This window comes from Streptomyces sp. NPDC048196, assembly GCF_040652715.1.
Classification (GTDB): domain Bacteria; phylum Actinomycetota; class Actinomycetes; order Streptomycetales; family Streptomycetaceae; genus Streptomyces; species Streptomyces siderophoricus.
Genome location: NZ_JBEZMM010000078.1, coordinates 1 through 26,693, shown reverse-complemented (window position 1 = coordinate 26,693; position 26,693 = coordinate 1). Strand labels below are relative to the sequence as shown.

The window sequence follows — 26,693 nt, the reverse complement described above, 5'->3', positions numbered from 1 at the left end:
ATCGTCGCCGTCAACATCCAAGCCTGCGCCGAGGCCGTGGTCTTCCTGGAGAAGTCCGGCGTCGACCTCGCCGCCGCCCTGGACGTCCTCAACGGCGGCCTTGCCGGCTCCACCGTCCTGACCCGCAAGAAGGACAACTTCAAAACCCGCGACTTCGCCCCCGGCTTCCGCATCGACCTGCACCACAAGGACATGGGCATCGTCACCGACGCCGCCCGCACCGTCGGCGCCGCCCTGCCCGTCGGCTCCGTCGTCGCCCAACTCGTCGCCTCCCTGCGCGCCCAGGGCGACGGCGGCCTGGACCACTCCGCCCTCCTCCGCGGCGTCGAACGCCTCTCCGGTTACCCGACCGAAGGCTGAGCCGGTTCGCGGCACGTCCCGCGACGGTCCCGGAACGGCCGGCGCCGCGACCGCCGCACTGCGGTCGCGGCGCCGGTATGCCCATGTCCCACGCCTTCGTGGAGTCCGCGCTCCGGCCCTTCGTGGAGTCCCCGCGCTCCCGACTCCCCGTGGATTCCCCGCTCCCGACTCCCCGTGGAGTCCCTGCTCCCGGTTCCCCGTTCCCGACTCCCCGTCGAGTCAGCGGACGAATGTCACCGGCAGGCGCGCCGGTCCGCGCATCAGACGCGTGCGCCGCCATTCCACCGCGTCCGGTCCGTGGCCCGCGGGCCGGATGTCGGTCCAGCGCGTCAGCAGCACCTCGAACGCGATCCGGGCCTCGACGCGGGCCAGTGCCGCGCCGAGGCAGTGGTGCGGGCCGTGCCCGAAGGAGAGGTGCCCACCCGCGCGGCCGAGTCGTACGGAGTCCGGTGCGTCGAACCGTGCCGGATCGCGGTTGGCGGCGCCGGGCGCGACCTGGACGACATCGCCCGCGGCGATCGTGGCGCCGCCGAGGACCAGCGGTTCGGTGGCGTAGCGGAAGGTCGCGACGGTCAGCGGGCCGTCATGGCGCAGGAATTCCTCGACCGCGGCGGGCAGCAGCCCGGGGTCGGCCCGGAGCCGGGCGCGCAGGGCATCGTCACGGAGCAGGGTCACCATCCCGTTGCCGATGAGGTTGGCCGTCGTCTCGTGCCCGGCGACCACCAACAGGGCGGCCAGCGAGACCAGTTCGGGCTCGGAGAGCCGATCGCCGTCGTCCCGGGCGGCGATCAGCCCGCTGAGGACGTCTTCCCCGGGGGCCGCGCGCCGGTCCGCGATCAGCCGGGTCAGATAGCCGCTCAGGGCGTGCGACGCACGGTCCACGGTGTCCGGGGCGGCCGCGGCGAACAGCTCGTCGGACCAGCGCCGGACCGCCGCGCGGTCCGGCTCGGGGATCCCCAGCAGCTCGCTGATCACGGCGATCGGCAGCGGCACCGCGAAGCCCTCGATCAGATCCGGCTCGTCCCGTTCCGCCAGGGCGTCGGCCAGTTCCCCGGCCAGCACCCGGATGCGGGGTTCCAGGCGGGCGACGGCCGCCGGGGTGAACGCCGTCATCGCCAGTTTCCGCAGCCGGCCGTGGTCCGGCGGGTCGGTCGCGAGCAGGGTGCGGCTGACCGCCGGGGCCAGATTGCGGGTGCTCGGCCGATCGGCGAAGTAGCGGGCGGTGTCCTTCGACAGCCGGGCGTCGGCCAGCGCCGCCCGCGCTTCCGCCCAGCCGGTCACCAGCCATGTCGTCCGGCCGTTCCCGGTCCTGATCCGCTGGACGGGACCGCCCGACCGCACGGCGGCGAGCAGCGGATACGGGTCACGGAAGTACTCCGGTGAGGCCAGGAGATCCGCTCCCGAGGCGTTTGTCTGCACGGCAACACCATTCCTTGTGGGGCTTCTCCGTCGGGAGGTCCTGGTACGCAGTCCCCGTAACGCAACCATTCCTTGCGTGGGCAACGATTGCTGCCCCTGGGGGCGGTCGACGTGCGGGAGTGCGCCGCCCGTCGCACGCTGGAGGCATGACCGAGCACCCGCCAGTCATCGTGCACCCGCCGACACCGTCCGGTGGACGACGGGTGACCGTGCGTGGGCAGATCGTCGGCCTGGCCCACGGCCGCGGCGACGTCGCCGAATTCCTCCGCCGTGCGGGTGTCGCCGGCCCGGCGGAGGACATCCGGCTCGACGACCCACGGCTGGTCGAATGGCGGGGCGGTTCGCTGGACGACTGGCCGATGCCGTCCGCCTGAGCCACCGGCCGGGCCCGGGGCCGCGTCGCTCCGCAGCACGACGTCCGATTTCCGCCGGTGCACGCCTGCGACCTGCGGCACAGTGGTTTCCGTGACACTCATGACGCTCTACACCCACCTCGACAGCCCGCTGGGCGAACTCCTGCTGGTCGGGGAGGAGTCGGCCACCGCACCGGGCGGAACCGCGCTCGTCTCGCTGTCCCTGCCCGGGCAGAAGGGCGGTGCGGCCGTGCAGGACGGCTGGGTCCGCGACCCCGCCGCGTTCGACGGGATCGCGCGGCAGCTGCGGGCCTACTTTGACGGGACGCTGACCCGCTTCGACATCGAGTACGCCGACACCGCGGCCACCCGCGGCACCGCCTTCCAGCGGCGCGTCTGGCAGGCCCTGGAGGCCGTTCCGTACGGCACCACGACCACCTACGGGCGGGTCGCCGAGGCGATCGGGGCGGCGCCGGCGGCGGTCCGTGCGGTGGGGACCGCGATCGGCCGCAATCCGCTGCTGATCGTGCGGCCCTGCCACCGCGTGATCGCCGCGAACGGCTCGCTCTCGGGCTACGCGGCCGGCCCGGAGAGCAAGCGGCGGCTGCTCGGCCTGGAGGGCGCCGCACCGCGCCCGCTCTGACCCCGCCGGCGGGCGCCGCGCTCAGAGCATGGAACCGCCGGTGACGTCGATGCGCTGCCCGGTGATCCAGCGGGAGTCGTCGGAGGCGAGGAACGCGGCGACGTCGGCGATGTCGGCGGGGCGGCCGATGCGATTGAAGACGGAGTACGCCGCCAGCGCCGCTCGCCCCTCGGGCGTCGCCGTCCGCGCTGCGGTCACATGGGTCTCGACCCAGCCGGGAGCGATGGTGTTCACCGTGATCCCGCGCTCGCCCAGATCCTTGGCGAGCGTCAGGGTGAGCGTGTCGAGTCCGCCCTTGGAGACGCTGTAGGCAATGGACGACGGGTGTGCCGTACTCGTGACCGCAGACGAGATGTTGATGATGCGTCCGCCGTCCCGTATCCGGCGCAGACCGTGCTGGATGATGAAGAACGGTGCCTTGACGTTGACCGCGATGGTGCGGTCGAACTCCTCCTCCGTGGCCGTGTCTATGCGTCCTGAGAACCTGGTTGCTGCGTTGTTCACGAGGATGTCGAGACCGGGTTCCGCGCCGTGAGCGGCCAGTTCGGCGTCGAAGGCGGCGAAGAGAGCTTCGGCATCGCCCGGAACCCCTAGTTCCGCGCCGATCGTGAAGGCCTGGCCCCCGGCGCCGGCGATGCTTTCGGCCGTTTCTTTGGCTGCTTTCTCATTGGTGCCGTAGTGGACGGCGACCAGAGCACCGTCGTCAGCAAGGCGCTGGGCGATGCCCCGGCCAATTCCCCGGCTGGAGCCGGTCACCAGCGCGGTCTTTCCTTTGAGGTCACCCATGAATCTCTGGCCTTCTGTGTAGGCGGGCGTGCTGCCGATGCTGCGACAGCGGTGCGGATCGCAACCGTATGCGGAGAGGCGGACGCGATGGTGCCCGGTGTCTGCGGCAGATGAGCAGTCGGTTCAGTCGCGGGCATCCAGAGCCGTGAGGGTCGAGACGAATACCGACTCACCGTCCTGCACGCCGGTGACCTGGACCGTTGTTGTGCAGGGTAGCGCCGACGGGACCTGGCGCGCCTCGATCACACAGGGCGTTCCGTGCTCGGCGTAGCGGTGGAATTCCGTACCGAAGGAGTACGGGACGAAGGGGCCCGGCGCGGTCAGGGCGTGGGCGGCCTGCTGTGCCGCATCGAGCAGAACCATGCCCGGCACATGGTCGTTCGCCGGATTCACGACCGCGGCGTGGCCGGTCGCGACCCGCAGCAGCCATCGGTCGGGACGGTCGGTGGGGGACAGCAGGACGTCGCGCTCCGTGGCGCTGCCGGTCAGCCGGGGCGGGACGGAGGTGGGGAGCGGCCCGAGGGCGCGCCGCGCGGTCAGCCGTTCGCCGCGGATCCGGCCGTATACGGCGGGTGAGGTCACAGTGACGTGGGAGTGGCCCGTTGCCACGATCCGGCCCGCGCCCCGGATGGTCATGTCGAAGCGACCGCTGATCAGCGTGCCGGCCCGCATCCGTATCTTGCTGCAGGTGACGTCGATCGTGAGGGGCGTCGGCCCGCTCGCGGTCTCGAGGTGCTGGGCGTCCGTGGTGAAGGTCAGGTCCCCCAGGATGAAGTGGTGGCCGACCGGCACGCCGAGTTCGGTGTGGGACAGCAGCAGTCCCGCCTGACGGATGGTCTCGCCGGTGAGGATCAGGGGAGGGCGACTGTGGTCGGGAGTGAAATACCCGTGTTCCTGGGGCCACTGAGCGGCGACGGAAAAGTGCAGATCGTCCACTCGGCGCCAGCCCGTGACCAGAATGTCGTCGACGAGCGGGCGGTGCACGAATTCGCGGCGGACTTGCGCACCGGGAAGGGCCGGGGACGCGGCGCGCTGACTGCGGGTCCGGTGCATCTGCTGCGGGGCCCGGTGCTGAACTGTGCCGCTGACGTGCAACGCTTCGCTCATTACTGCCCCCAGGCGTCTCCACGGGATGAGGTCCATCGCTGTTAAGATACGTACCATCCGGTTTTATTTTCAATGCCGGGCTGGGGGAAAGAGGAAATAGGCTGGTGACGCCGCAAATTGAGCAGTAACCAGCATGTGCGGAACTTGAAGCTTCGATAGGCAGGAGGCGTCCTGTGGCACAACAGGACCGTGCGATCCGGACCCGCCGAGTGATCTTGGAGGCGGCTGCGTCAGTCTTTGACGAGCAGGGTTACGACCGCGCCACGATCGCCGAAGTCCTTGAGCGTGCCGGTGTGACGAAGGGTGCCCTGTACTTCCACTTCGCCTCCAAGGAGCAGCTGGCGCTTGCCGTGCTCGAAGAGCATGTGACCGACATCGCCGTGGAGCCGCAGAAGATCAAGCTGCAGGAATTCGTCGACTCGGGCCAGGTTCTGGCGTTCCGGCTGCGGAGCGACCCGATGCAGCGCGGCGCGGCCCGCCTGGCGGTTGAGCAGGGCTCCAACCATCTGGACCGCAAGCGGTCGATGATCTCGTGGACCGTGTTCGTCGAGGGCCTGCTGAACGACGCGAGGGAGCGCGGCGAGATCCTGGAGAGCGTCGTCGTCCGTGAGACTGCCGAGCTGTTCGTCGGCGCATTCGCCGGTATCCAGATGATGTCCCATGCGCTGACCAACCAGGCCGACCTCTGCTACCGGCTGACCGTCTTCTTCCAGCACACCCTGCCCAGCATCGCGGTGCCGGCCATCCTCGCCAGGCTGAACCTGGACCCGGGGCGCGGGGAGGAGCTGGACGCCGGACTTCAGCGGGCGAAGACGGGTGCGGCAGCCGGTGCCGGGCTGAACGCCGTCGCGAGCTGAGGCTCACCAACAGGACATATTCGGATGCACGCCCCCTTTTGGGGTGCAGGAACATACCGCGCGTGCGGTGTGTGATCCCCGAGGGCGCATTGCGAAGACCTCGGAAAGGTGTCGCGGAAAAGCCGTGGCGCCTTCTTCGTGCGTCGGATTGTCAGTGGTGTGCGCTTCACTGGTTCTCGGCGGTCCGGTGGGCGGCGTGAGGCAGATCACCGTGCGGTGCTGCGGATGCCTCCCGACGTGCGGAATAGGCCGCCGAGTTGAAACGTTCGTCATGCACGTATCAAGGGCTCGCCGTGTCGACGCCCTGCCCCGTTCCTTGACGACTTCTCACGACTTCGCACGCTTCTCACGATTTCTGAGACGACAGTCCTTCCGCCGCCTGGAGGCCGCACGTATGACGCAGACGACGACGGATCAGCTCCCCGGAAGGGCCGTGGGTGCCGTGGGCGCCACCGAGGCCCCCGCGGTGTCCGGACCGGCCGCGGACGGACAGCGCAGAGCCGGCGGTGCCCTCGTCCCGATCCTCGCCTTCGCCGGCATCGTCGTCGCGGTGATGCAGACGCTGCTCGTACCGGTCATCAAGGACCTGCCGGTGCTTCTCGGCACCGCACCGAGCAACGCCACCTGGGTCATGACGGCCACCCTCCTTGCCGGTGCCGTCGCCACCCCCATCATGGGACGGCTCGGTGACCTCTACGGCAAGCGGCGGATGCTGCTGACCAGCCTCGCGGTCATGGTCGTCGGCTCGCTGGTCTGCGGGTTCACCAGCGACCTGGTCACGATGATCGTCGGCCGGGCGCTGCAGGGCTTCGCCATGGGCGCGATACCGCTCGGCATCGGCATCATGCGGGACGCGCTGCCGCGCGAACGGCTCGGCTCGGCCATGGGCCTGATGAGCTCGTCGATCGGCGTCGGCGGCGGACTCGCGCTGCCCGTCGCCGCCCTCGTCGCCCAACACGCCGACTGGCACAGCCTGTTCTTCGGAGCCGCCGGACTCGGCGTGCTCTCCATCCTGCTCACCCTGCTCCTCGTGCCCGAGACGCCGGTCCGCGCCCCGGGCCGCTTCGACGTGGCGGGCGCCGTCGGGCTCTCCGCGGGGCTGGTGGCACTGCTGCTGCCGATCACCAAGGGCAGTGACTGGGGCTGGAGTTCACCCACCACCCTCGGGCTGTTCGGGATCGCGGTGCTGGTCCTGGTGCTGTGGGGCGTGATGGAACTGCGCATCGCCGACCCGCTGGTGGACCTGCGCACCACCGCCCGCCGCGAGGTGCTGCTGACCAACCTCGCCTCGATCACGGTCGGGGTGGCCTTCTACGCGATCTCGCTGGTGCTGCCGCAGCTGCTGCAGCTGCCCGAGTCGACCGGCTACGGCCTGGGCGAGTCCATGGTGGTGGCCGGCCTGTGCATGGCGCCGCTGGGGCTGACCATGATGCTGGTCGCGCCGGTGTACGCGCGGATCGCGGCCCGTCGCGGCCCGAAGGCGACGCTGCTGCTGGGCATGCTGGTCATCGCCGTCGGATACGGCGCGGGCATCGGCCTGATGGACGCCGCCTGGCAGACCGTCATCATCGCCGTGGTCGTCGGCGCCGGCATCGGGCTGGCGTACTCCTCGCTGCCCGCGCTGATCATCGGCGCCGTCGACGCCTCCGAGACCGGCGCGGCCAACGGCCTGAACACCCTGATGCGTTCGATCGGCACCTCGGTGTCCAGCGCGGTGATCGGCATGGTGCTGGCCCATATGTCCCAGCGGATGGGCCCGGTCACGGTGCCCACCATGGCCGGCTTCCGGGTCTCCTTCCTGATCGCCACGGCCGCGGTCGTCCTCGGCGTGGCGCTGGCCTCCTTCCTGCCGTCACCGCGCAAGCCGTCCCGGCCGACCCTGTCGGCCCAGAGCACGGACGATGCCGAGCACGGGCCAGGTGAGGTCAGCGAGGACCACATCGACCACGGGACCGGCCGGGGCAGCGACATCGACGCCGACCGCGGGACGGAACGGGGCAGCGACATCGACATCGACACCGACTGCGGGACGGACCAGGGCGACGGGGAGGACGCCGATCGCGGGGCCGGCCGGGGCAGCAAGGAAGGCGGGGCCGCGTCCGGGCCCCGGCCCGGATTCCGGGGCCGGGTCCTCGGGTCGCACGGCGGGCCGGTCCCCGGTGCGAGCGTCACGCTGATCGACCACCAGGGGCGGCAGGCCGGCGTCACCACCGCCGCGTCCGACGGGCGGTACGCGCTCGCCGCCCCGGCGGCCGGCACGTACGTCCTGACCGGCGCCGCACCCGGACACGCCCCGTACGCCGCCTCCGCGACCTACCGCGGAGCAGGTACGACCGTCGAGACCGATCTGCTGCTCACCGTCAGGGGCCGGCTCCACGGCACGCTGCGCGGCGGATCCGAGGGCACCCCGCTCGTCGGCGGCGGCATCGTCGTCACCGACGCGGCGGGCGAGGTGGTGGCCCGTACGGCCGCCGGGGCCGACGGGCGGTGGGAGGTAACCCAACTCCCGCCCGGCAGCTACACCCTGGTCCTCAGCGCCCCCGGCCACCAGCCGCAGGCCCGTGCGGTGGACGTGTCCGGTGACGCCGGCCGGGAACGGCAGGACGTCCGGCTGCGGCCGGCCGCCACCGTCCGCGGCACGGTACGCGGGCCGGGCGGCCGCCCGCTGGCCGACGCCGCGGTGACCCTTCTCGCAGACGCGGACGGCACGGTCACCGGGCACACCGTCACGGGACCGGACGGCGCATTCGCCTTCGCCGGCCTGAGCGGGAGCCGGTACACCCTCACCGCGGCCGGCTATCCGCCGCACGCCACACCGATATCCCTCCCCGGTGGCGCCGAGCAGACCCACGACCTGACCCTCACCCAGCCGACACCGACCGGCCCCCAGCCGTCCGCCCCCGACCTCCAGCCGTCCGCCGCCGGTCTTCAGCCGGCAGCAACCGGCCTCCAGCCGTCCGCTCCCGATCCCCAACTGGCAGCGACCGACCTCCGACCGTCCGCTCCCGATCCCGAACTGGCAGCGACCGACCTCCGACCGTCCGGCCCCAGCCTCTGACCCTCCAGCCCCGGTCTCCAGCCGTCCGCCGCCGGTCTCCAGCCCTCCACCCCCGACCCCCAACTGGCAGCGACCAACCTCCGACCGTCCGCCCGCGACCTCCGACCCTCCGGCCCCGCCTCCGACCGTCCGGCCCCGGCCTCCGACCCTCCGGCCCCGGCCTCCGACCGTCCGGCCCCGCCCTCCAGCCTTCCGCCACAGACAGCTGAGCGGGGAGGGCGTACCGGCCCGGCCCGCACGTTCGCCCTTCACCGTTCCGCCAACTGCCGCAGGGTCTCGTCGAATTCCTCCCGGAGGATCCGGCTCGCCGTCGTGCCGTCGCCGTCCGCGACGGCGTCGACCAGCGCCGCGTGCCGGGCGTCGCCCGGCTGCGGGTCCCGTCCGCGCAGGTCCAGCAGCTCGACGAGGTCGATCAGACCCTGGCGCAGGGCGGGCACGAACTCGGTGAAGAGATCGATCAGTACGGGGTTGTGCGCGGCCGCGACGACGGCCGCGTGCAGGGCGATGTCCGCGTCCACGAACGCCGCGGTATCGGACCCGGCGGCGGTACGGCGGCCCTCCAGGGCGGCGCGCAAGGCGGCGACATCGTCGTCCGTGCGCCGGATGGCGGCCAGTTGGGCGGCCTGTACCTCCACCATGGCGCGGACCTCGTACACGTCCCCGACGGCCGCGCGGCGCAGCCGGGTGGGCCAGTCCTCGGTGGGCTCGGTCGCGATCACGAACACCCCGGCGCCCTGCCGCGGCTGGACCAGCCCCGCACCGGCCAGCGCCCGTAGGGCCTCGCGGACCGTCGAGCGGCCGACGCCGAGGGTCTTGGCCAGGGTGGTCTCACCGGGAAGCCGGGTGCCCACCGGCCAGTCGCCCCCGGTGATCTGGTCCCGCAGCCGCTGGGCGGCCTGTTCGACCAGGGGGCTGGGGCGGAGCGCTTCGAGCGGCATGCCGTGATACCTCGCACCTTCCGAACTCTCAGTTCCGAACTCTCAGTTCCGAACGCTCAGTTCGGAACATCTCCATTCCGAACCCCTCAGGTTGTCTGAGGAGTTGATGTGTGGTTACTGTACCCGGCATGACGCTGCGTGGTCTCCTTCTCGGCCGCCGTGGCGGGGCCTGACGCGACCGGCACCCCGCCGCGGGGTTCGGTGCTGCCGGTCTCCCTCCGGCTCCTGTGAAGGAACGCGATGTCCCACGAGATCTCCCGCGCGATGCCCAGCCCCGACCGCAGTACCGGCAACTCCCGCCCCGCCACCGACACCAGCGGCACAGGCACCACAGCCGCCGGCGCCGCCCCCGGCACCGCGACCGCCACCACGGCCGCCCCCGGCGCCTCCCTCGTACTCACCCCGGCCCCCACCGCCGCCCCCGTCCTCGCCCCCACCCTCCGTACGCCCGCCGGCCTCGTCCCCGCCGACGCGCCGGTGTGGAATCCGCAGCGTCACAGCGCGATGCCGTCCCACCGCTACCGGCCCGCGCACCAACGCGTCGAGGTGCCGCGTACCGCCCGGGCCTGGCCCGCCGCCCGGATCGAGCGGGCCCCGCTGTGGGTGCCGGTCGATCTGCGTGACGGCAACCAGGCGCTCGCCGAACCGATGGACATCCCGCGCAAGCGCCGGATGTTCGATCTGCTCGTCTCCATGGGCTTCAAGGAGATCGAGGTCGCCTACCCCTCCGCCAGCCGCACCGACTTCGACTTCGTCCGCCATCTGGCCGAGAGCGGCGCGGTGCCGGACGACGTCACCGTGGTCGTCTTCACCCCGGCCCGACGCGAGCTGATCGAGCGGACCTTCGCCGCGATCGACGGGCTGCCGCGCACCGTCGTGCACCTCTACACGGCCACCGCACCCACCTGGCGCGAGGTGGTCCTCGGCCGCAGCCGGACGGAGGTGCGCGACCTGGTGCGGGACGCGGCCGCCCAGATGGCGCGGCTGGCCGCGGCCCGCCCGCAGGCCGACATCCGGTTCCAGTTCTCGCCCGAGGTCTTCAACCTCACCGAGCCCGATCTCGTCCTGGAGATCTGCAACGGTCTGACCGAGCTCTGGGACGCCTCCCCGGAGCGCCCGGTGACCCACAACCTCCCGGCCACGGTGGAGGTCGCCACGCCCAATGTGTACGCGGACCAGATCGAGTACATGCACCGCCATCTGGAGCGACGGGACGCGGTCGTGCTCTCCGTGCATCCGCACAACGACCGCGGCACCGGCGTGGCGTGCGCGGAACTCGCCGTCCTGGCCGGGGCGCAGCGCGTGGAGGGGTGCCTGTTCGGGAACGGCGAGCGGACCGGGAACGTCGACCTGGTCACCCTCGCGCTGAATCTGCACACCCAGGGCGTCGACCCGATGATCGACTTCTCGGACCTCGCGACCGTGCGCCGCACCGTGGAGGACTGCATCCGGCTGCCCGTCCACCCGCGGCACCCCTATGCCGGCACCCTGGTGCACACCGCCTTCTCCGGCACCCACCAGGACGCCATCAGCAAGGGCCTGGCCCACCACGCCCGGCGCGCCGCCGAACTCGGCGTACCCGAGTCCGAAGCGCCGTGGGCGGTGCCGTACCTGCCGGTCGACCCCGCGGATCTGGGGTGCAGTTACGAGGCGGTCATCCGGGTCAACAGCCAGTCGGGCAAAGGGGGGATCGCGCATCTGCTGCGGCTGCACCACGGCCTGGACCTGCCGCACGGGATGCGGCCGGACTTCTCCCGTGTGGTCCAGCGGGCGACCGACGACAGCGGGCAGGAGGCGACCCCCAAGGAGCTGTGGGAACTGTTCCGCGGCAGCTATCTCGACCCGGGGGAGGAGGGGCCGCTGACCCTGGACTCCTGGACCGCGACCGAGCCCGTGCCGGGCGAGCACCGGATCCGCTGCACGCTGGGCCGGGCCGGGCGTCCCGCGGACGCCCGGCAGGCCGAGGGCACCGGCAACGGTCCGCTCGCCGCGTTCACCGCGGCGCTGGCGGCCGCCGGCCACCCCGCCGAACTCCTCGACTACGCCGAACACGCCCTCACCTCCGGGCCGGACAGCACCGCCGTCGCCTACGTGCGGTGCCGCATCGGCGGCGTCCCGTACTGGGGCGCGGGCCAGGACACCTCCGTCCTGACCGCCTCCCTGCGGGCCGTGCTCGCGGCCGTCAACCGGGCGGAGCGGGGTCGGGAGGAACGGAAGTAGCGCCCGGCTGCGGGCCGGCTCCCCGGCGCCGGGGGCGGGCGTAACGGTGCCGAACGGGGGTAACCGGGATGTCTACGGCAACCCGGTCGCCGGTCCGCCGACCACCGGAGCCGACCAGGGACGGGGGAAGTGGGCCGAATCCGGTGGTGCCGCGTCCGCAACTCGGGGATTTTCTGCAAGCCTGAGCGGCGCCCCGGAATCCCGGCTGGTCAAAGACGTGCCGGTGGTATCGGCGCGCCGCCCGGGCCGGCTCGTTAGTGGTGTGTTAGTGCCTCGTTAGCGGACCGGCAGCGCCCGGGGCCACGCTGGAAGAGCAACGGACGGACCGTACGCAACCAAACGACGAGCTCGCACCTACCTGACGAGGGGGAGACACTCATGTCGCTCACCACCCAGACACTCGGCCGTGGCCGCCGTGTCGCCGCCGGATCGCTGATCGCCGTCGCGGCGCTCACGCTCACCGCCTGCCAGGACGGGACCGGCGCCGCCTCCCGCCCCTCGTCGGCCGCCGCACCCGCCACCTCCCAGGAGGCCGGGAGCGGTGCCAAGGCGTCCGGCAGCACGACCGGCGGTACCCAGCAGTCGGCCGGTGGCGAGCGGCCCTCGGCGAATTCGGCGTCGGCCGGCAGCAAGGCGAAGGGCAACGTGCCGGGCACCACGGAGTCGCGCGCCTCGGTCATGACGGCGTCGGACCGCTGCACCGCCGCCAACATGTCGCTGCGGCTGGGCGCCTCCGACATCGGCGCGGGCAACATCCGCTACCCCCTGGTCTTCACGAACAAGGGCAAGAAGGCCTGTACGCTGCGCGGCTTCCCCGGTGTCTCGCTGATCCAACGGGACGGCTCGCCGGTCGGCAAGCCCGCCACCCGCGAGGGCGGCCCGGGCGGTGCGGTCCGTCTCCAGCCGGGGCAGAGCGCGCACGCCGTGCTGCACACCGTCAACGAGGGTGTGTCGGACACCCCCTGCTGGAGCCGTTCGCAGCTCGTCTTCGTCTACCCGCCCGGCTCCAAGGAGTCGATGACCACCGGCAGCCGCGGCCTGCGGGTGTGCGGCGGCCGGTTCGACGTGACCGCGGTGCAGGCCGGTTCGCTGGGCTGACGGACGGCACGGCTTTGCGAGGGCGCCCGGTACTCCGGGCGCCCTCGACCTGTTTCCGGGCCTTCACCGCAACGGCCCAGGACAACCGGCCGCGCACCGCGTGGGGTGTTACCAAGGTGAACGGAAGTCCTGTACGGGGCTTTCGTTGTAGATTCGCCGAGGAGATCCCATGTCCGCAGCATCGAGCGTGGCCCCCCAGTCCGCCGCGGACGGAAAGCCGTCCACCGAGGACCAGTCGCCGATCCACATCCTCTGGATCAACGCCGGCCTGAGCTGCGACGGTGACTCGGTGTCGCTCACGAACGCGACCCAGCCGAGCATCGAGGAGATCGCGCTCAGCGTGCTGCCCGGCCTGCCCAAGGTCGCCGTCCACTGGCCGCTGATCGATTTCGAATGCGGGCCGGTCGGCGGCGCGGACACCTTCATCGAGTGGTTCTTCAAGGGCGAGCGCGGCGAGATCGACCCGTTCGTCCTGGTCATCGAGGGGTCCGTCCCCAACGAGGCCATCAAGCCGGAGGGCTACTGGTGCGGTTTCGGCGACGACCCGGAGACCGGCCAGCCGATCACCACCAGTGAGTGGATCGACCGGCTCGCCCCCAAGGCCCTCGCCGTCGTCGCCATCGGCACCTGCGCCACGTACGGCGGGATCCACGCGATGTCCGGCAACCCGACCGGCGCCATGGGCGTGCCCGACTACCTGGGCTGGGACTGGAAGTCCAAGGCCGGCATCCCGATCGTCTGCGTGCCCGGCTGCCCGATCCAGCCGGACAACTTCGCCGAGACCCTGGTCTACCTGCTCTACCAGGCCGTGGGCGCGGCCCCGATGATCCCGCTCGACGACCAGCTGCGGCCCACCTGGCTCTTCGGCGCCACCGTCCACGAGGGCTGCGACCGCGCCGGCTACTACGAGCAGGGCCAGTTCGCCACCGCCTACGACTCGCCGAAGTGCCTGGTGAAGATCGGCTGCTGGGGTCCCGTGGTCAAATGCAACGTGCCCAAGCGGGGCTGGATGGACGGCATCGGAGGCTGCCCCAACGTCGGCGGCATCTGCATCGCCTGCACCATGCCCGGCTTCCCCGACAAGTTCATGCCGTTCATGGACGAGCCGCCCGGCAGCAAGCTCTCCAGCACCGCCAGCGCCGCGTACGGCGGGGTCGTCCGCCGCCTGCGCGACATCACGGCCAAGACCGTCGACCAGGAACCCAAGTGGCGGCACCGCGGCGACCAGCTGACCACCGGATTCCGCCGGCCGTGGTGACCGTACGGACCGTGCGGCGGCCGACCCGGCCCCGCTCGCTGTCCGGCACCCCCGCCGCCCCGTGCGACCCCACCTCCCGCGTACAGAAGAAGGGCAACGGCACACACGATGGCACCGACGACTAAGGCGGCCGGTGACGGCAGCGGTCTGACGGAGATGTCCTGGGACCCGATCACCCGGATCGTGGGCAGCCTGGGCATCCACACCAAGATCGACTTCAAGCAGAAGCGGGTCGCGGAGTGCTACAGCACCTCGTCGGTCTTCCGCGGCTACAGCGTCTTCATGCGCGGCAAGGACCCGCGCGACGCGCACTTCATCACCAGCCGGATCTGCGGCATCTGCGGTGACAACCACGCCACCTGCTCGGTCTACACCCAGAACATGGCGTACGGCGTCAAGCCGCCGCACCTGGGGGAGTGGATCATCAACCTCGGCGAGTCCGCGGAGTTCATGTTCGACCACAACATCTTCCAGGAGAACCTGGTCGGCGTCGACTACTGCGAGAAGATGGTCCGCGAGACCAACCCGGGCGTCTGGGAACTCGCCCAGCGCACCGAGGCCCCGCACGCCGGCGAGCACGGCTACCGCACCATCGCCGACATCATGAGCTCCCTCAACCCCATCGAGGGCGAGTTCTACCGCGAGGCGCTCCAGGTCAGCCGCTACACCCGGGAGATGTTCTGCCTCATGGAGGGCCGCCATGTGCACCCCTCCACGCTCTACCCGGGCGGCGTCGGCACCATCGCCAGCGTCCAGCTCTTCACCGACTACCTCAGCCGGCTGATGCGCTACGTCGAGTTCATGAAGCGGGTCGTCCCGCTCCACGACGACCTCTTCGACTTCTTCTACGAGGCGCTGCCCGGCTACGAGGAGGTCGGCCGGCGGCGCGTGATGCTCGGCTGCTGGGGCGCGTTCAACGACCCCGACCACTGCGACTTCACCTACCGCAACATGACGGACTGGGGCCGCAAGATGTTCGTCACCCCGGGCATCATCGTCGACGGCAAGCTCGTCACCAACGACCTCACCGAGATCAACCTCGGCATCCGCATCCTGCTGGGCAGCTCCTACTACCAGGACTGGGCGGACCAGGAGAAGTTCGTCACCCACGACCCGCTGGGCAACCCGATCGACGCCCGCCACCCGTGGAACCAGCACACCATCCCCGCCCCGCAGAAGCGCGACTTCGCCGACAAGTACAGCTGGGTGATGTCCCCGCGCTGGTTCGACGGCAAGGAGCACCTCGCGCTGGACACCGGCGGCGGCCCGATCGCCCGCCTGTGGTCCACCGCGCTCTCCGGACTCGTCGACACCCCCTACGTCAAGGCCACCGGCCACAGCGTCGTCATCGACCTGCCGCGCAGCCTGACCCGCCCCGAGGCCCGCTTCGAGTGGCGGATCCCCAAGTGGAGCAACGCCCTCGAACGCAACCGCGCCCGCACCTACTTCCAGGCGTACACCGCCGCCATGGCGCTGCACTTCGCCGAACAGGCCCTGGAGGAGGTCCGCGCCGGACGCACCCGGACCTGGGAGAAGTTCGAGGTCCCCGACGAGTCCATCGGCGTCGGCTTCACCGAGGCGGTCCGCGGCGTCCTCTCCCACCACATGGTCATCCGGGACGGGAAGATCGCCAACTACCACCCGTACCCGCCGACACCGTGGAACGCCAGCACCCGCGACACCTACGGAACCCCCGGCCCCTACGAGGACGCGGTGCAGAACACCCCCATCTTCGAGGAGAACCCCCCGGAGAACTTCAAGGGCATCGACATCATGCGCGCGGTGCGCAGCTTCGACCCCTGTCTGCCCTGCGGCGTCCACATGTACGTCGGCGACGGCAAGACCATCCGGACCGAGCACGTGCCCACCGGGCTGAGCGGACTGGCCGGATGAGCGCCCCCACCGACCGCCAGGCACCGCCCGCCGCCCCGAGCGCCGAAGAGGCCGGCCGCCGCGTCGAGGAAGTGCTCGACCGGCTCACCGGGAACGGCGACCCCGAGACCGGCGCCGCCGCCGAGGAACTGGTCCGCGTCCTGATGGACTTCTACGGCGCCGGGCTCGCCCGCATCATGCACCACCTGGAGCGCACGCCGGACGGCGCCGGCCCGCACCCCGCCCTGCGCACCGCGCTGCTCGGCGACCCCTTGGTCACCAGCCTGCTCGCGCTGCACGACCTGCACCCCGAGGACACCGAGGCCCGCATCGGCCGGGCCCTGGAGAGCGTCCGCGGCCGGCACCCCGCCGAGGCCGCCGGCTTCGACCCGGACACCGGCACACTGCGGCTGCGGGCGGCCGACGCCGGCGGCTGCGGCTGTTCCGGCGCGGACGGAACCGGCCGGCAGACCGTGGAAGCAGCGGTCAGCAGCTTCGCCCCCGAGGTCAGCACCGTCGAATGGGAGGCGGCACCGGCCGCGGACGAACCGGTCCTGCTGCAGATCTCCAGCCGGCCGCCGGCCCCTGCCACCGCCTCATGACCGGCCGTCAGCCGGTGGCCACGCGCCTGGGACCGCACACCGCCCACCGCGGCCTGCGCCGCTTCCGCGCCCCGACCCCGGCCACCCCCGAACGCTGCGAACTGTGCGGAGTGGTGCTCGCCGACCACAACCACCGCCACCTCGTCGACACCGAACGCCGGGCCCTGGCCTGCGCCTGCACGCCCTGCGCCCTGCTCTTCGAACAGCCCGGCGCCGGCCGCGGACGGTTCCGCACCGTCCCCGACCGCTATCTCACCGACCCCGGCCACACCCTCGACGAGGCGGCCTGGGACCTGCTGCGGATCCCCGTCGGCGTCGCCTTCTTCCTCCGCCACACCGGCCTGGACCGGCTGGTCGCGCTCTACCCCAGCCCGGCCGGCGCCACCGAGAGCGAACTCGACCCCGCCGCCTGGGAAACCGTGCTCGCGGGCAGCCGCCTCGCCCCGCTCCTCCGGCCCGACGTCGAGGCCCTGCTGCTGCGCCGCACCGACGAGCGCACCGACTGCTACCTCGTACCGATCGACATCTGTTACGAACTCGTCGGCCGGATGCGGCTGTTGTGGCACGGCTTCGACGGCGGCGCCGAAGCCCGTGCCGCGCTCACCGACTTCTTCACCACGGTCGCCCGCCGGGCCCGCGAGCCGAGGGAGGACGACCGGCCGTGACCGAGCTGACCTTCGACTGCACCGGCGTCCGCGCCGACCGCCGCGCCGCCGCCCCCACCCTCCTCTTCCGGCTGCGCCTGTCCACCGCCGACCCCGCCGACCGGGTGCACGCCGTCGCGCTGCGCTGCCAGATCCGGATCGAACCCGCCCGCCGCGACTACCGGCCCGACGAGGCCGAGGCGCTCACCGACCTCTTCGGCGACCGCTCCCGCTGGAGCAGCACCCTGCACCCCCTCCAGTTCGCCCAGGTCTCCCACGTCGTCCCCGGCTTCACCGGCACCACCGAGATCGAGCTGCCCGTCCCCTGCAGCTACGACCTCGACGTCGCGGCCGGCCGCTACTTCCACGCACTCGCCGACGGCGAGGTCCCGCTGCTGCTGCTGTTCTCCGGCACCGTCTTCGCCGGTGCCGGCGGCTTCCGGGTCCACCCCGTCCCCTGGCACAAGGAAGCGCAGGTGCGGATGCCGGTGACGGTCTGGCAGGAAATGATCGAGACCCACTTCCCGGGCTGCGGCTGGCTGCGGCTGCCCCGCACCACCCTCGACGCGCTGCTCGCCTACCGCTCCCGGCACGCCCTGCCCTCCTGGCAACAGGCCGTCGAGGCGCTGCTCGCCGCGGCCGGCGACGACCCACCACCCCCGCCGCCCGCCCGGCACGCACGGCCCTTCCCCGGCACCGCCGCCCGCCCGCTCGCCGAGAGGACCGCCCCATGACGACCGGCATCCGGCCCGACGGGACGACGGACCGCTTCGCCGCCGCCCGCCAGGTGGCGGACGCCGTGCTGTTCGAGGGCTATGTGCTCTACCCGTACCGCGCCTCCGCCGCCAAGAACCGGCTGCGCTGGCAGTTCGGCGTCCTCGTCCCGCCCGGCTGGACCGCCGCCGGCGCCGAGCACGCCCACCAGCGCACCGAATGCCTGATGGAACCCAAGTCCGGCGCCCGGCTCTCGGCCGAACTGCGGTTCCTGCACGCCCAGCGCCGCACCGTCCAACGCCTGCGCCCCGACGGCGAGTTCGAGACCGTCGACGAACTGGAACTGCCCGACCGGGTGCTGGTCCCCTGGGACGAGGCCACCGAGGAACGCCTCACCCTCGACGCCGCCGTCACCGAACTGACCGGCACCGGCCGCACCCTGCCGTTCACCCGGCCGGCGAGCGAGGAGACCGAGCCGGTGCACGACGCCGACGGACGCCTCATCGGCCGGCTGGTGCGCCGCCGCGCCCGGATCGACGGGCGGATCCGGCTGACCGCGAGCCCGCTCGACGGACCGTACGCCGCACTGCGGCTGACCGCGACCGTCGAGAACACCGGCGACTGGACCCCCTCCGACACCACGGACCGGACCGAAGCGCTGCCGCACGCACTGATCGGCGCCCACCTCTTCCTCGGCCTGAGCGCCGGCCGCTTCCTGTCCCAGACCGACCCGCCCGAATGGGCCCGGGCCGCCGTCGCGACCTGCCGCAACGAACACACCTGGCCGGTGCTGGCCGGCGAACCGGGCCGCGCCGACGTGGTCCTGTCCTCGCCGATCATCCTGGAGGACCACCCGGCCGTCGCCCCCGAAAGCCCCGGCGCGCTCTACGACGCCCTGGAGATCGACGAGATCCTCGCCCTGCGCACCGCGGCCCTCACCGACCAGGAGAAACGTGAGGCCCGCGGCACCGACCCGCGCGCCGCCGACGTCATCGCACTGGCCGACACCATGCCCCCCGAGGTCCTCGACCGGCTGCACGGCGCCGTACGCGCGCTGCGCGAGGTCACCGGTCCCGGCCCGGAGGCACCCGGCAACCAGGCCCCCGACGTGCCCGGCACCCGCCCCGGCACCCCTTGGTGGGACCCGGGCGGCGACCGCGACGTCGACCCCGCCACCGACCGGATCAGCATCGACGGGCGGCCGGTCGGCGCCGGCAGCCGGGTGCTGCTGAAGCCCGGCCGGCGCCGCACCGACGCCCAGGACCTCTTCCTGCACGGCCGCACCGCCCTCGTCGAGGCCGTGCTGCACGACGTGGACGGCGGGGTGCACCTCGCGGTGACGCTGGAGGACGACCCGGGCGCCGACATCCGGCGCGAACAAGGCCGCTTCCTCTACTTCCAGCCCGACGAACTCGCTCCCCTGGAGGACATGTGAGCGCCCCCGCCGCCGGCGCCGCCCGGCCGCCCGAGAAGACGCTGATCGCCGGCGTCGGCAACATCTTCCTCGGCGACGACGGCTTCGGCGTCGAGGCCGTCCGCCGGCTCGGCGCACACCCCCTCCCGGACGGCGTCGAGATCGTCGACACCGGCGTACGGGGCGTCCACCTCGCCTACCAGATGCTGGACGGCTACGACACGGTGCTGCTCGTCGACGCCACCGCCCGCGGCGCCGAACCCGGCACCGTCCACCTCCTCGACGCCACCCAACCGGCCACCCCGCGCCCGCGGGCCGCCGCCCTCGACGCCCACCACATGACCCCCGACGCGGTGCTCGCGCTGCTCGACACCCTCAGCGCCGGCACCGGTGGCCGCCCGCCCCGGCGCGTCCTCGTCGTCGGCTGCGAACCGGCCGACATCGCCGAGGGGATCGGCCTGAGCGACCCGGTCGAGGCCGCCGTCGACGAGGCCGTCGACCTCATCCTGCGGCTGGTCGCGGCCGACGCGCACACAGAAGCAGAAGCAGAAGCAGAAGCAGACGCAGACGTGGACGTGGACGGGGAGACCGACGCGGACGCGGAGACCGAAGCGGAGACCGAAGCGGACACCACCGAGAGGAGCACCACCCGATGCTGAAACTGATCCTCGGCACGGCGGCCGCCGCCGTGCTCGCCCTCGCCCTGAAGAGCAACCTGCCCGACATCAAGCGCTATCTGCGCATCCGCGCGATGTGACCGCGGCGGCGCTGCACCGAACGAAGGACGCCGCAGCGCCGCCCCGGCGAGGCACCCCGGCCCGCCCGCGCCCGCGCCGTCTAATGATCCCAAGGGCCCGGGGCGGCCCCGCGCGGATCCGCGGACCGGCCCGGCGGCACCCATTAGTCCCGCAGCAGAGAGGGACCGATGCACGAGATGTCCATCGCGCTCGCGGTCGTCGACCAGGTCGACGGCGCGACCCGGCCCGCCGGGGCCACCGCGGTGCGCAGCGTCCGCCTCCAGGTCGGCGAACTCGCCGGAGTGGTCCCCGACGCACTGACCTTCTCCTTCCAGCTCGCCTGCGCGGGCACGGCGCTGGAGGGCGCGGAACTCGCCATCGAACCGGTACCGGCCCGCGCCCGCTGCGGCGCCTGCGCCCGGACCTGGCCGCCCGGCATGCCCCCGCAGCTCACCTGCCCGGGCTGCGGCGGGACCGACACCGAGCTGCTGTCCGGCCGTGAACTGCAGATCGTCCGTGTGTGCTGGCACGACACCGCGCCGCACCCACCGATTTCCCAGGAGCGCTGAACCATGTGCCGTGTCGTCGACCTGCAACAGGCCGTTCTCGCCAAGAACGACGCCTGCGCCCACACCCTGCGCGAGGACCTCGCGGCCCGCGGCACCGCGCTGGTCAACCTGCTCTCCAGCCCCGGCAGCGGCAAGACCGCCCTCCTGGAGCGCGAACTCACCCTCGCCCGCGAGCGCGGCATCCCGGTGGCCGCGCTCACCGCCGACCTGGCCACCGAGAACGACGCGGTCCGCCTGGCCCGCTCCGACGTACCCGTCAAACAGATCCTCACCGACGGGCTGTGCCACCTGGAGGCCGAGATGCTCGGCGGGCACCTGCACGACTGGCTCCCCGCCGACACCCGGCTGCTGTTCATCGAGAACGTCGGCAACCTGGTCTGCCCGGCCTCCTACGACCTCGGCGAGACCCTGCGGGTGGTGCTGGCCTCGGTGACCGAGGGCGAGGACAAGCCGCTGAAATACCCCACCGCCTTCGGCCTCGCCCACCTGGTCGTGGTCACCAAGACCGACATCGCCGAGGCGGTCTCCTTCGACGAGGAGGAGTTCCGCGCCAACGTCGAACGGGTCAACCCCGGCGTCGAGGTGCACCTCACCTCGGTGCGTCAAGGCGTCGGCGAGGGCGTGCTGCTGGACCGGGCGCTGGCGGCCCGCGAGGGCGCACCGGTCCACATCCCCGTGATGACCCGCACCTCCCACCACGTCCACGACGACGGCGAACCCCAGCCGTGCGACGAGCACTCCGCCGACCTCGGCACCGTGGCGTCGAGCCGCTCATGACCACCGGGCAGGTCGACCGGGCCCCCGCGGGCGCCCCCGCCCCGGTCACCGCACGCCGCAGGATCACCGTCCGCGGTGTCGTCCAGGGCGTCGGCTTCCGCCCGTTCGTCCACGGCCTCGCCACCGAACTGGGCCTGGCCGGTCATGTGACCAACACCGGCGAGGGCGTGCTCGCCGAGGTCGAGGGCCCGCCCGCCGCGCTCGCCGCCTTCGGCGCCCGGATCACCGGCGAGGCGCCGCCGCTGGCCGTCGTCGACGCCGTGGAGGGCGAGGACCTCACCGCCACCGGCGACACCGGATTCCGCATCCTGCCCTCCCACGGCCAGGGCCCCTCCCGCACCCTGGTCGCGCCGGACGCCGCCACCTGCGACGCCTGCCTGGCCGAACTGGCCGACCCGGCCGACCGCCGCCACCGCCACCCCTTCATCACCTGCACACACTGCGGTCCGCGCTTCACCATCGTCACCGCGCTGCCCTACGACCGGGCCCGCACGACCATGGACCGCTTCCCGATGTGCCCGCGCTGCGCACGGGAGTACGCCGATCCGGCCGACCGGCGGTTCCACGCCCAGCCGATCGCCTGCCACGACTGCGGCCCCCGGCTGCGGCTGCTGCTCGCCGACCCCGGCGACCCCACCGCCGCGCCGCGGCCCGCACCGGACCCCGACCCGGTCGCCGCCACCCGGCAGCTGCTCGCCGCCGGCGCGATCGTCGCCGTCAAGGGCCTCGGCGGCTACCACCTGGTCTGCGACGCCACCGACGACACCGCCGTCGCCCTGCTGCGCCGCCGCAAGGCCCGCGGCGACAAACCCTTCGCCCTGATGGCACGTCATCTCGACGACCTCGCCCACCTGGTACGCATCCGACCCGCGGAACGCGCACTGCTCACCGGACCCCAGCGCCCCATCGTCCTGCTCCGCCGCAGCCCGCACCCCGCACCCGCCCCGGACGTGCCGGTGCCGTCCCCCGCCGTCGCCCCCGGCAGCCCCGACCTGGGCGTCATGCTGCCGTACACCCCGCTGCACCACCTGCTGCTCGGCCTGCCCGACGACCCGCACCCCCTGGCCCCTCCCGGGCGTGGCGACCGCCACGGCCCCCGGCTGCTCGTGATGACCAGCGGCAACCTCGCCGGCGAGCCGATCGTCACCGACGACGAGGACGCCGTGCGGCGGCTCGCCGGACTGGCCGACGCCTGGCTCACCCACGACCGCCAGATCCGCGTCCCCTGCGACGACTCGGTGGTCCGGGTCACCGACGACGGCGAGCCGCTGTTCGTCCGCCGCTCCCGCGGCTACGCCCCGTTCCCGGTCCCGCTCCCGGTGCCGGTCCGCCCCGCGCTCGCGACCGGCGGCGACCTGAAGAACGTGCTCTGCCTGGCCGAGGGCCGCCGCGCCTGGCTGTCCGCGCACATCGGCGACATGGACGACCTCGCCACCCAGCTCGCCTTCGAACGGGCCGAGGCGCACCTGGAGACGGTCACCGGGGTCCGCCCCCAGCTCCTCGCCGCCGACCGGCACCCCGGCTACCGCTCCGGCCAGTGGGCCCAGCGGCACACCGACGGCCGTCCGCTGGTCCGCGTCCAGCACCATCACGCCCACATCGCCGCGGCCATGGCCGAACACGGCCTCGACGGCAGCCACCCGGTCATCGGCGTCGCCTTCGACGGCACCGGCTACGGCGACGACCAGGCCGTCTGGGGCGGCGAGATCCTGCTCGCCGACTACGACGGCTACCGCCGCTTCGGCCGCCTCGCCTACGTCCCGCTGCCCGGCGGCGACACCGCCGTACGCCGCCCCTACCGGATGGCCCTGGCCCACCTGCGCGCGGCCGGCATCGACTGGGCCGCGGACCTCCCGCCGGTCACCGCCTGCCCGCCCGACGAACGGCGGCTGCTCGCCCGGCAGCTCGAACGCGACCTCAACTGCGTACCCACCTCCAGCATGGGCCGCCTCTTCGACGCGGTCTCCTCCCTGGCCGGCGTCTGCCACCACGCCGGATACGAGGCACAGGCCGCACTCGCCCTCGAAGCCGCGGCCCTGACCGCCGGCGAGGACCCCGCACCCGGTTACGCCTTCGCCCTGCGCGCCGGCCCCGACGCCCCGGCGGACCGCGCGGCCGCCGACACCGTCGCCGACCCGGCGCCGCTGCTCACGGCCGTCGTCGCGGACCTCCGGGCCGGCACCGCACCGGCACTGATCGCCGCCCGCTTCCACACCGCGGTCGCCGGACTCGTACGGCGCTGCTGCGCGCTGGCCCGGGAACGCGCGGGCCTGACGACCGTCGTCCTGACCGGCGGGGTGTTCGCCAACACCCTGCTCGCCGAGGCCGCCGCCCGGCTGCTCGGCCAGGACGGCTTCACCGTGCTGCGACACCGCCGGGTCCCGCCCAACGACGGGGGCCTGGCGCTCGGCCAGATCGTCGTGGCGGCGCGCACCGCACCCGTGCACGGCGGGGTGGGCGTGCCCTGAACGGCGCCGCGGTCGCGGCGGACGACGCTTGATGACGAGGAGAGGCCCATGTGCCTGGCGGTACCCGGCAAAGTACTGGACATCGAGGAACGGGACGGCACCCGGATGGCCACCGTCGACTTCGGCGGAGTGGTCAAGGAGGTGTGCCTGGAGTACGTCCCCGACCTCCGGGTCGGCGAGTACGCGATCGTCCACGTCGGCTTCGCGCTGCAGCGCCTGGACGAGGACTCGGCCCGCCAGACCCTGGCCCTCTTCGAAGAACTGGGGCTGCTCCAGGAGGAGTTCGGCGACCCCTGGGAGGCGGCGGCCGCGGAGGCGGGCGCCGCACCTGCGGCCGTCGGCGGCGACACGGCGCGGGAGGCGCGGAAGTGAAGTACATCGACGAATTCCAGGACCCCGAGCTGGCCCGCCGGCTGCTGGACGACATCCGGGCCACGGCGACCCGGCCGTGGGCCCTGATGGAGGTCTGCGGCGGCCAGACACACACCATCATCCGGCACGGCATCGACCAACTCCTCCCGGAACAGGTCGAGTTGATCCACGGGCCGGGCTGCCCGGTGTGCGTCACACCGCTGGAGGTGATCGACAAGGCACTGGAGATCGCCTCCCGCCCGGACGTGATCTTCTGCTCCTTCGGCGACATGCTCCGGGTCCCCGGCAGCGACCGCGATCTGTTCCAGGTACGCGGCGAGGGCGGCGACGTACGGGTGGTGTACTCCCCGCTCGACGCGCTGAAGACCGCCCAGCAGAACCCCGACCGCGAGGTGGTGTTCTTCGGCGTCGGCTTCGAGACCACCGCCCCGCCCAACGCCATGACGGTCCATCAGGCCCGCAAGCTCGGCATCCGCAACTTCAGCATGCTGGTCTCGCACGTCCGGGTCCCGCCCGCCATCGAGGCGATCATGAACTCGCCCAGCTGCCGGGTCCAGGCGTTCCTCGCCGCCGGCCATGTGTGCAGCGTGATGGGCATGGCGGAGTACCCCGCACTGGCCGAACGCTTCCGGGTCCCGATCGTCGTCACCGGCTTCGAACCCCTGGACATCCTGGAAGGCATCCGCCGCACCGTGCGCCAACTGGAGCGCGGCGAACACACCGTGGACAACGCCTATCCGCGCGCCGTCCGCAGCGAGGGCAACCCCGCCGCGCAGGCCATGCTCAAGGACGTCTTCGAGGTCACCGACCGCACCTGGCGCGGCATCGGCACCATCCCCGCCAGCGGCTGGCGGCTCTCCGAGCGCTACCGCGACTTCGACGCCGAACACCGCTTCTCCGTCCACGGCATCACCACCCGCGAACCGGCCGCCTGCCGCAGCGGCGAGGTCCTCCAGGGGCTCATCAAGCCGAACCAGTGCGAGGCGTTCGGCACCACCTGCACCCCGCGCACCCCGCTGGGCGCCACCATGGTCTCCAGCGAGGGCGCGTGCGCCGCCTACTACCTGTACCGCCGACTCAGCACCCCGCCCACCCCGCTGGAGGCGAGCCCCGTTGCCTGACACCCCGCACACCCCGCTGACGACGTCGCACGCGTCCCACGCCCCCGCCGACGCCCCCACCCCGGCCGACCGCGGACTGCCCACCGTCGACATCTCCGGCTGGACCTGCCCCACCCCGCTGCGCGACCAGCCGCGGGTCGTCATGGGGCACGGCGGGGGCGGCGCGCTCTCCGCCGAACTCGTCCAGCAGATCTTCGTGCCCGCCTTCGGCGGCGAGGTCCTCGCCCAGCTCGGCGACTCCGCCGCGGTCTCCCTGGGCGGCGCCCGCCTGGCGTTCTCCACCGACTCCTTCGTCGTCCGTCCACTGTTCTTCCCCGGCGGCAGCATCGGCGACCTCGCCGTCAACGGCACCGTCAACGACCTCGCCATGAGCGGCGCCCGGGCCGCCTACCTCTCCTGCGGCTTCATCCTGGAGGAGGGCGTGGAGATGCCGGTGGTCGCCGGCGTCGCCGATGCGATGGGCGCGGCCGCCCGGATCGCCGGGGTCGAGGTGGCCACCGGGGACACCAAGGTCGTCGAGGCGGGCCACGGCGACGGCGTCTACATCAACACCGCCGGCATCGGTCTGATCCCGGAAGGCGTCGACCTCCGCCCGCAGCGCGTCGTCCCCGGTGACGTGGTGATCGTCAGCGGCGACATCGGCGTGCACGGCGTGGCCATCATGAGCGTCCGCGAGGGCCTGGAGTTCGGCGTGGAGATCGAGAGCGACTGCGCGGCGCTCGGCGGACTCGTCGAGACCATGCTGGCGGTCACCCCCGACCTGCACGTCCTGCGCGACCCCACCCGCGGCGGCCTGGCCGCGGCGCTGTGTGAGATCGCCTCCGCGTCCTGCACCGGCATCGTCATCGAGGAACGCGCCGTCCCGGTACCGCCCGCGGTCGCCAACGCCTGCGCCATCCTCGGGCTGGACCCGATGTACGTCGCCAACGAGGGCAAGCTCGTGGCCTTCGTCCCGCGCGAACACGCCGACGCGGTACTGGACGCGATGCGGAGGCACCCGTTGGGCGCGAGCGCGGCGATCATCGGCGAGGCCGTGGCCACCCACCCCGGCATGGTCGTGGCCCGCACGCCCCTGGGGGGCACCCGGGTGGTGGACCTGCCGCTGGGGGAGCAGTTGCCGCGTATTTGCTGACGCCTTTTTCCCACGTAGTTGGCCGTCCCGCCGCGGTTGTTGCTCGCCGTTGCGCTTTGCGGCGCCGCCGCACGTGGCTGTCTGCGGCGCCGCGGGTGTTGTTCGCCGTTGCGCCTGCGGCGGGCTGGGTTGTTGTTGGGTGCGGTGACGGACCTCCGGGGCCTTGTTCGTGGA

Annotated in this window: 24 protein-coding genes and 1 pseudogene; 21 read left to right on the top strand and 4 right to left on the bottom strand. The window is 72.6% G+C overall.

Features of this window, described 5'->3' with window-relative positions; translation table 11 throughout:
- On the top strand, positions 1 to 360 hold a 360-nt coding region (locus AB0E02_RS36975), incomplete at its 5' end, for an NAD-binding protein (protein ID WP_362148366.1).
- 219 nt (positions 361 to 579) lie between these two features.
- Here AB0E02_RS36975 and AB0E02_RS36970 read toward each other — a convergent pair.
- Positions 580 to 1,749: a cytochrome P450 gene (locus AB0E02_RS36970; protein ID WP_362148379.1), complete on the bottom strand. Its 1,170-nt coding sequence runs from the start codon at positions 1,747 to 1,749 to the stop codon at positions 580 to 582.
- 176 nt (positions 1,750 to 1,925) lie between these two features.
- Between AB0E02_RS36970 and AB0E02_RS36965 the strand changes: the two genes are divergently transcribed.
- Complete coding sequence (locus AB0E02_RS36965; protein ID WP_030417114.1) at positions 1,926 to 2,153, top strand: hypothetical protein; 228 nt, start codon at positions 1,926 to 1,928, stop codon at positions 2,151 to 2,153.
- A 100-nt stretch (positions 2,154 to 2,253) separates the two neighbouring features.
- Positions 2,254 to 2,775, top strand: a complete 522-nt coding sequence (locus AB0E02_RS36960; protein WP_362148378.1) for a methylated-DNA--[protein]-cysteine S-methyltransferase — start codon at positions 2,254 to 2,256, stop codon at positions 2,773 to 2,775.
- A 21-nt stretch (positions 2,776 to 2,796) separates the two neighbouring features.
- Here AB0E02_RS36960 and AB0E02_RS36955 read toward each other — a convergent pair whose 3' ends face one another.
- Together AB0E02_RS36955 and AB0E02_RS36950 are read right to left on the bottom strand one after the other, a co-directional pair.
- On the bottom strand, positions 2,797 to 3,561 hold the full coding sequence (locus tag AB0E02_RS36955) for an SDR family oxidoreductase (RefSeq protein WP_362148362.1): 765 nt from the start codon (positions 3,559 to 3,561) through the stop codon (positions 2,797 to 2,799).
- A gap of 123 nt (positions 3,562 to 3,684) precedes the next feature.
- Positions 3,685 to 4,668: a ScbA/BarX family gamma-butyrolactone biosynthesis protein gene (locus tag AB0E02_RS36950; RefSeq protein WP_362148358.1), complete on the bottom strand. Its 984-nt coding sequence runs from the start codon at positions 4,666 to 4,668 to the stop codon at positions 3,685 to 3,687.
- 173 nt (positions 4,669 to 4,841) lie between these two features.
- Here AB0E02_RS36950 and AB0E02_RS36945 point away from each other — a divergent pair, with 173 nt between their 5' ends.
- The 3 genes and pseudogenes from AB0E02_RS36945 to AB0E02_RS36935 all read left to right on the top strand — a co-directional run bounded on the left by AB0E02_RS36945 (position 4,842) and on the right by AB0E02_RS36935 (position 8,583).
- Positions 4,842 to 5,525 (top strand): ScbR family autoregulator-binding transcription factor, encoded by a 684-nt coding sequence (locus AB0E02_RS36945; protein WP_362148355.1) that lies wholly within the window; start codon positions 4,842 to 4,844, stop codon positions 5,523 to 5,525.
- Between the two features lie 394 nt (positions 5,526 to 5,919).
- Positions 5,920 to 7,887 (top strand): annotated as a pseudogene (locus AB0E02_RS36940) (MFS transporter); the annotation flags it as partial.
- Positions 7,873 to 8,583, top strand: a complete 711-nt coding sequence (locus AB0E02_RS36935; protein WP_362148374.1) for a carboxypeptidase regulatory-like domain-containing protein — start codon at positions 7,873 to 7,875, stop codon at positions 8,581 to 8,583. The pseudogene AB0E02_RS36940 and the gene AB0E02_RS36935, both read left to right, overlap by 15 nt.
- Positions 8,584 to 8,831: 248 nt before the next feature.
- Here the strand turns inward: AB0E02_RS36935 and AB0E02_RS36930 are convergent, their stop codons facing one another.
- Positions 8,832 to 9,521, bottom strand: coding sequence for an FCD domain-containing protein (locus AB0E02_RS36930; protein ID WP_362148352.1), 690 nt, complete (start codon positions 9,519 to 9,521; stop codon positions 8,832 to 8,834).
- Positions 9,522 to 10,025: 504 nt separating this feature from the next.
- Between AB0E02_RS36930 and AB0E02_RS36925 the strand changes: the two genes are divergently transcribed.
- The 15 genes from AB0E02_RS36925 (at position 10,026) to hypE (ending at position 26,519) form a co-directional block, all read left to right on the top strand.
- Positions 10,026 to 11,741, top strand: coding sequence for a 2-isopropylmalate synthase (locus AB0E02_RS36925; RefSeq protein ID WP_362148371.1), 1,716 nt, complete (start codon positions 10,026 to 10,028; stop codon positions 11,739 to 11,741).
- A gap of 378 nt (positions 11,742 to 12,119) precedes the next feature.
- Positions 12,120 to 12,839 (top strand): DUF4232 domain-containing protein, encoded by a 720-nt coding sequence (locus AB0E02_RS36920; RefSeq protein ID WP_362148349.1) that lies wholly within the window; start codon positions 12,120 to 12,122, stop codon positions 12,837 to 12,839.
- Between the two features lie 169 nt (positions 12,840 to 13,008).
- A complete protein-coding gene (locus AB0E02_RS36915) occupies positions 13,009 to 14,097 on the top strand; it encodes a hydrogenase expression protein HypE (RefSeq protein ID WP_362148346.1) in 1,089 nt (362 codons plus the stop codon).
- Positions 14,098 to 14,205: 108 nt separating this feature from the next.
- Entirely contained in the window at positions 14,206 to 15,990 is a 1,785-nt protein-coding gene (locus AB0E02_RS36910) for a nickel-dependent hydrogenase large subunit (RefSeq protein WP_362148343.1), read from the top strand.
- Positions 15,987 to 16,571: a hypothetical protein gene (locus tag AB0E02_RS36905; protein ID WP_362148340.1), complete on the top strand. Its 585-nt coding sequence runs from the start codon at positions 15,987 to 15,989 to the stop codon at positions 16,569 to 16,571. The genes AB0E02_RS36910 and AB0E02_RS36905 overlap by 4 nt, the downstream gene beginning before the upstream one ends.
- A complete protein-coding gene (locus AB0E02_RS36900; protein ID WP_362148337.1) occupies positions 16,568 to 17,236 on the top strand; it encodes a DUF5947 family protein in 669 nt (222 codons plus the stop codon). The genes AB0E02_RS36905 and AB0E02_RS36900 overlap by 4 nt, the downstream gene beginning before the upstream one ends.
- Positions 17,233 to 17,949 carry a DUF6084 family protein gene (locus AB0E02_RS36895; RefSeq protein WP_362148334.1) on the top strand — a complete coding sequence of 239 codons (717 nt, stop codon included), beginning with the start codon at positions 17,233 to 17,235 and terminating at the stop codon, positions 17,947 to 17,949. The genes AB0E02_RS36900 and AB0E02_RS36895 overlap by 4 nt, the downstream gene beginning before the upstream one ends.
- On the top strand, positions 17,946 to 19,364 hold the full coding sequence (locus tag AB0E02_RS36890; RefSeq protein ID WP_362148331.1) for a hypothetical protein: 1,419 nt from the start codon (positions 17,946 to 17,948) through the stop codon (positions 19,362 to 19,364). Before AB0E02_RS36895 ends, AB0E02_RS36890 begins: the two co-directional genes overlap by 4 nt.
- Positions 19,361 to 20,002: a hydrogenase maturation protease gene (locus AB0E02_RS36885; protein WP_362148328.1), complete on the top strand. Its 642-nt coding sequence runs from the start codon at positions 19,361 to 19,363 to the stop codon at positions 20,000 to 20,002. The genes AB0E02_RS36890 and AB0E02_RS36885 overlap by 4 nt, the downstream gene beginning before the upstream one ends.
- Before the next feature lie 266 nt (positions 20,003 to 20,268).
- Positions 20,269 to 20,649, top strand: coding sequence for a hydrogenase maturation nickel metallochaperone HypA (locus AB0E02_RS36880; protein ID WP_362148325.1), 381 nt, complete (start codon positions 20,269 to 20,271; stop codon positions 20,647 to 20,649).
- Between the two features lie 3 nt (positions 20,650 to 20,652).
- Positions 20,653 to 21,426 (top strand): hydrogenase nickel incorporation protein HypB, encoded by a 774-nt coding sequence (gene hypB / locus AB0E02_RS36875; RefSeq protein WP_362148322.1) that lies wholly within the window; start codon positions 20,653 to 20,655, stop codon positions 21,424 to 21,426.
- Positions 21,423 to 23,894: a carbamoyltransferase HypF gene (hypF, locus tag AB0E02_RS36870; protein ID WP_362148319.1), complete on the top strand. Its 2,472-nt coding sequence runs from the start codon at positions 21,423 to 21,425 to the stop codon at positions 23,892 to 23,894. Before hypB ends, hypF begins: the two co-directional genes overlap by 4 nt.
- Positions 23,895 to 23,942: 48 nt before the next feature.
- On the top strand, positions 23,943 to 24,266 hold the full coding sequence (locus AB0E02_RS36865) for a HypC/HybG/HupF family hydrogenase formation chaperone (protein WP_362148316.1): 324 nt from the start codon (positions 23,943 to 23,945) through the stop codon (positions 24,264 to 24,266).
- Positions 24,263 to 25,387: a hydrogenase formation protein HypD gene (hypD, locus tag AB0E02_RS36860; RefSeq protein ID WP_362148313.1), complete on the top strand. Its 1,125-nt coding sequence runs from the start codon at positions 24,263 to 24,265 to the stop codon at positions 25,385 to 25,387. The genes AB0E02_RS36865 and hypD overlap by 4 nt, the downstream gene beginning before the upstream one ends.
- A 142-nt stretch (positions 25,388 to 25,529) precedes the next feature.
- A complete protein-coding gene (gene hypE / locus AB0E02_RS36855) occupies positions 25,530 to 26,519 on the top strand; it encodes a hydrogenase expression/formation protein HypE (RefSeq protein ID WP_362148368.1) in 990 nt (329 codons plus the stop codon).
- Positions 26,520 to 26,693 lie beyond the last annotated feature (174 nt).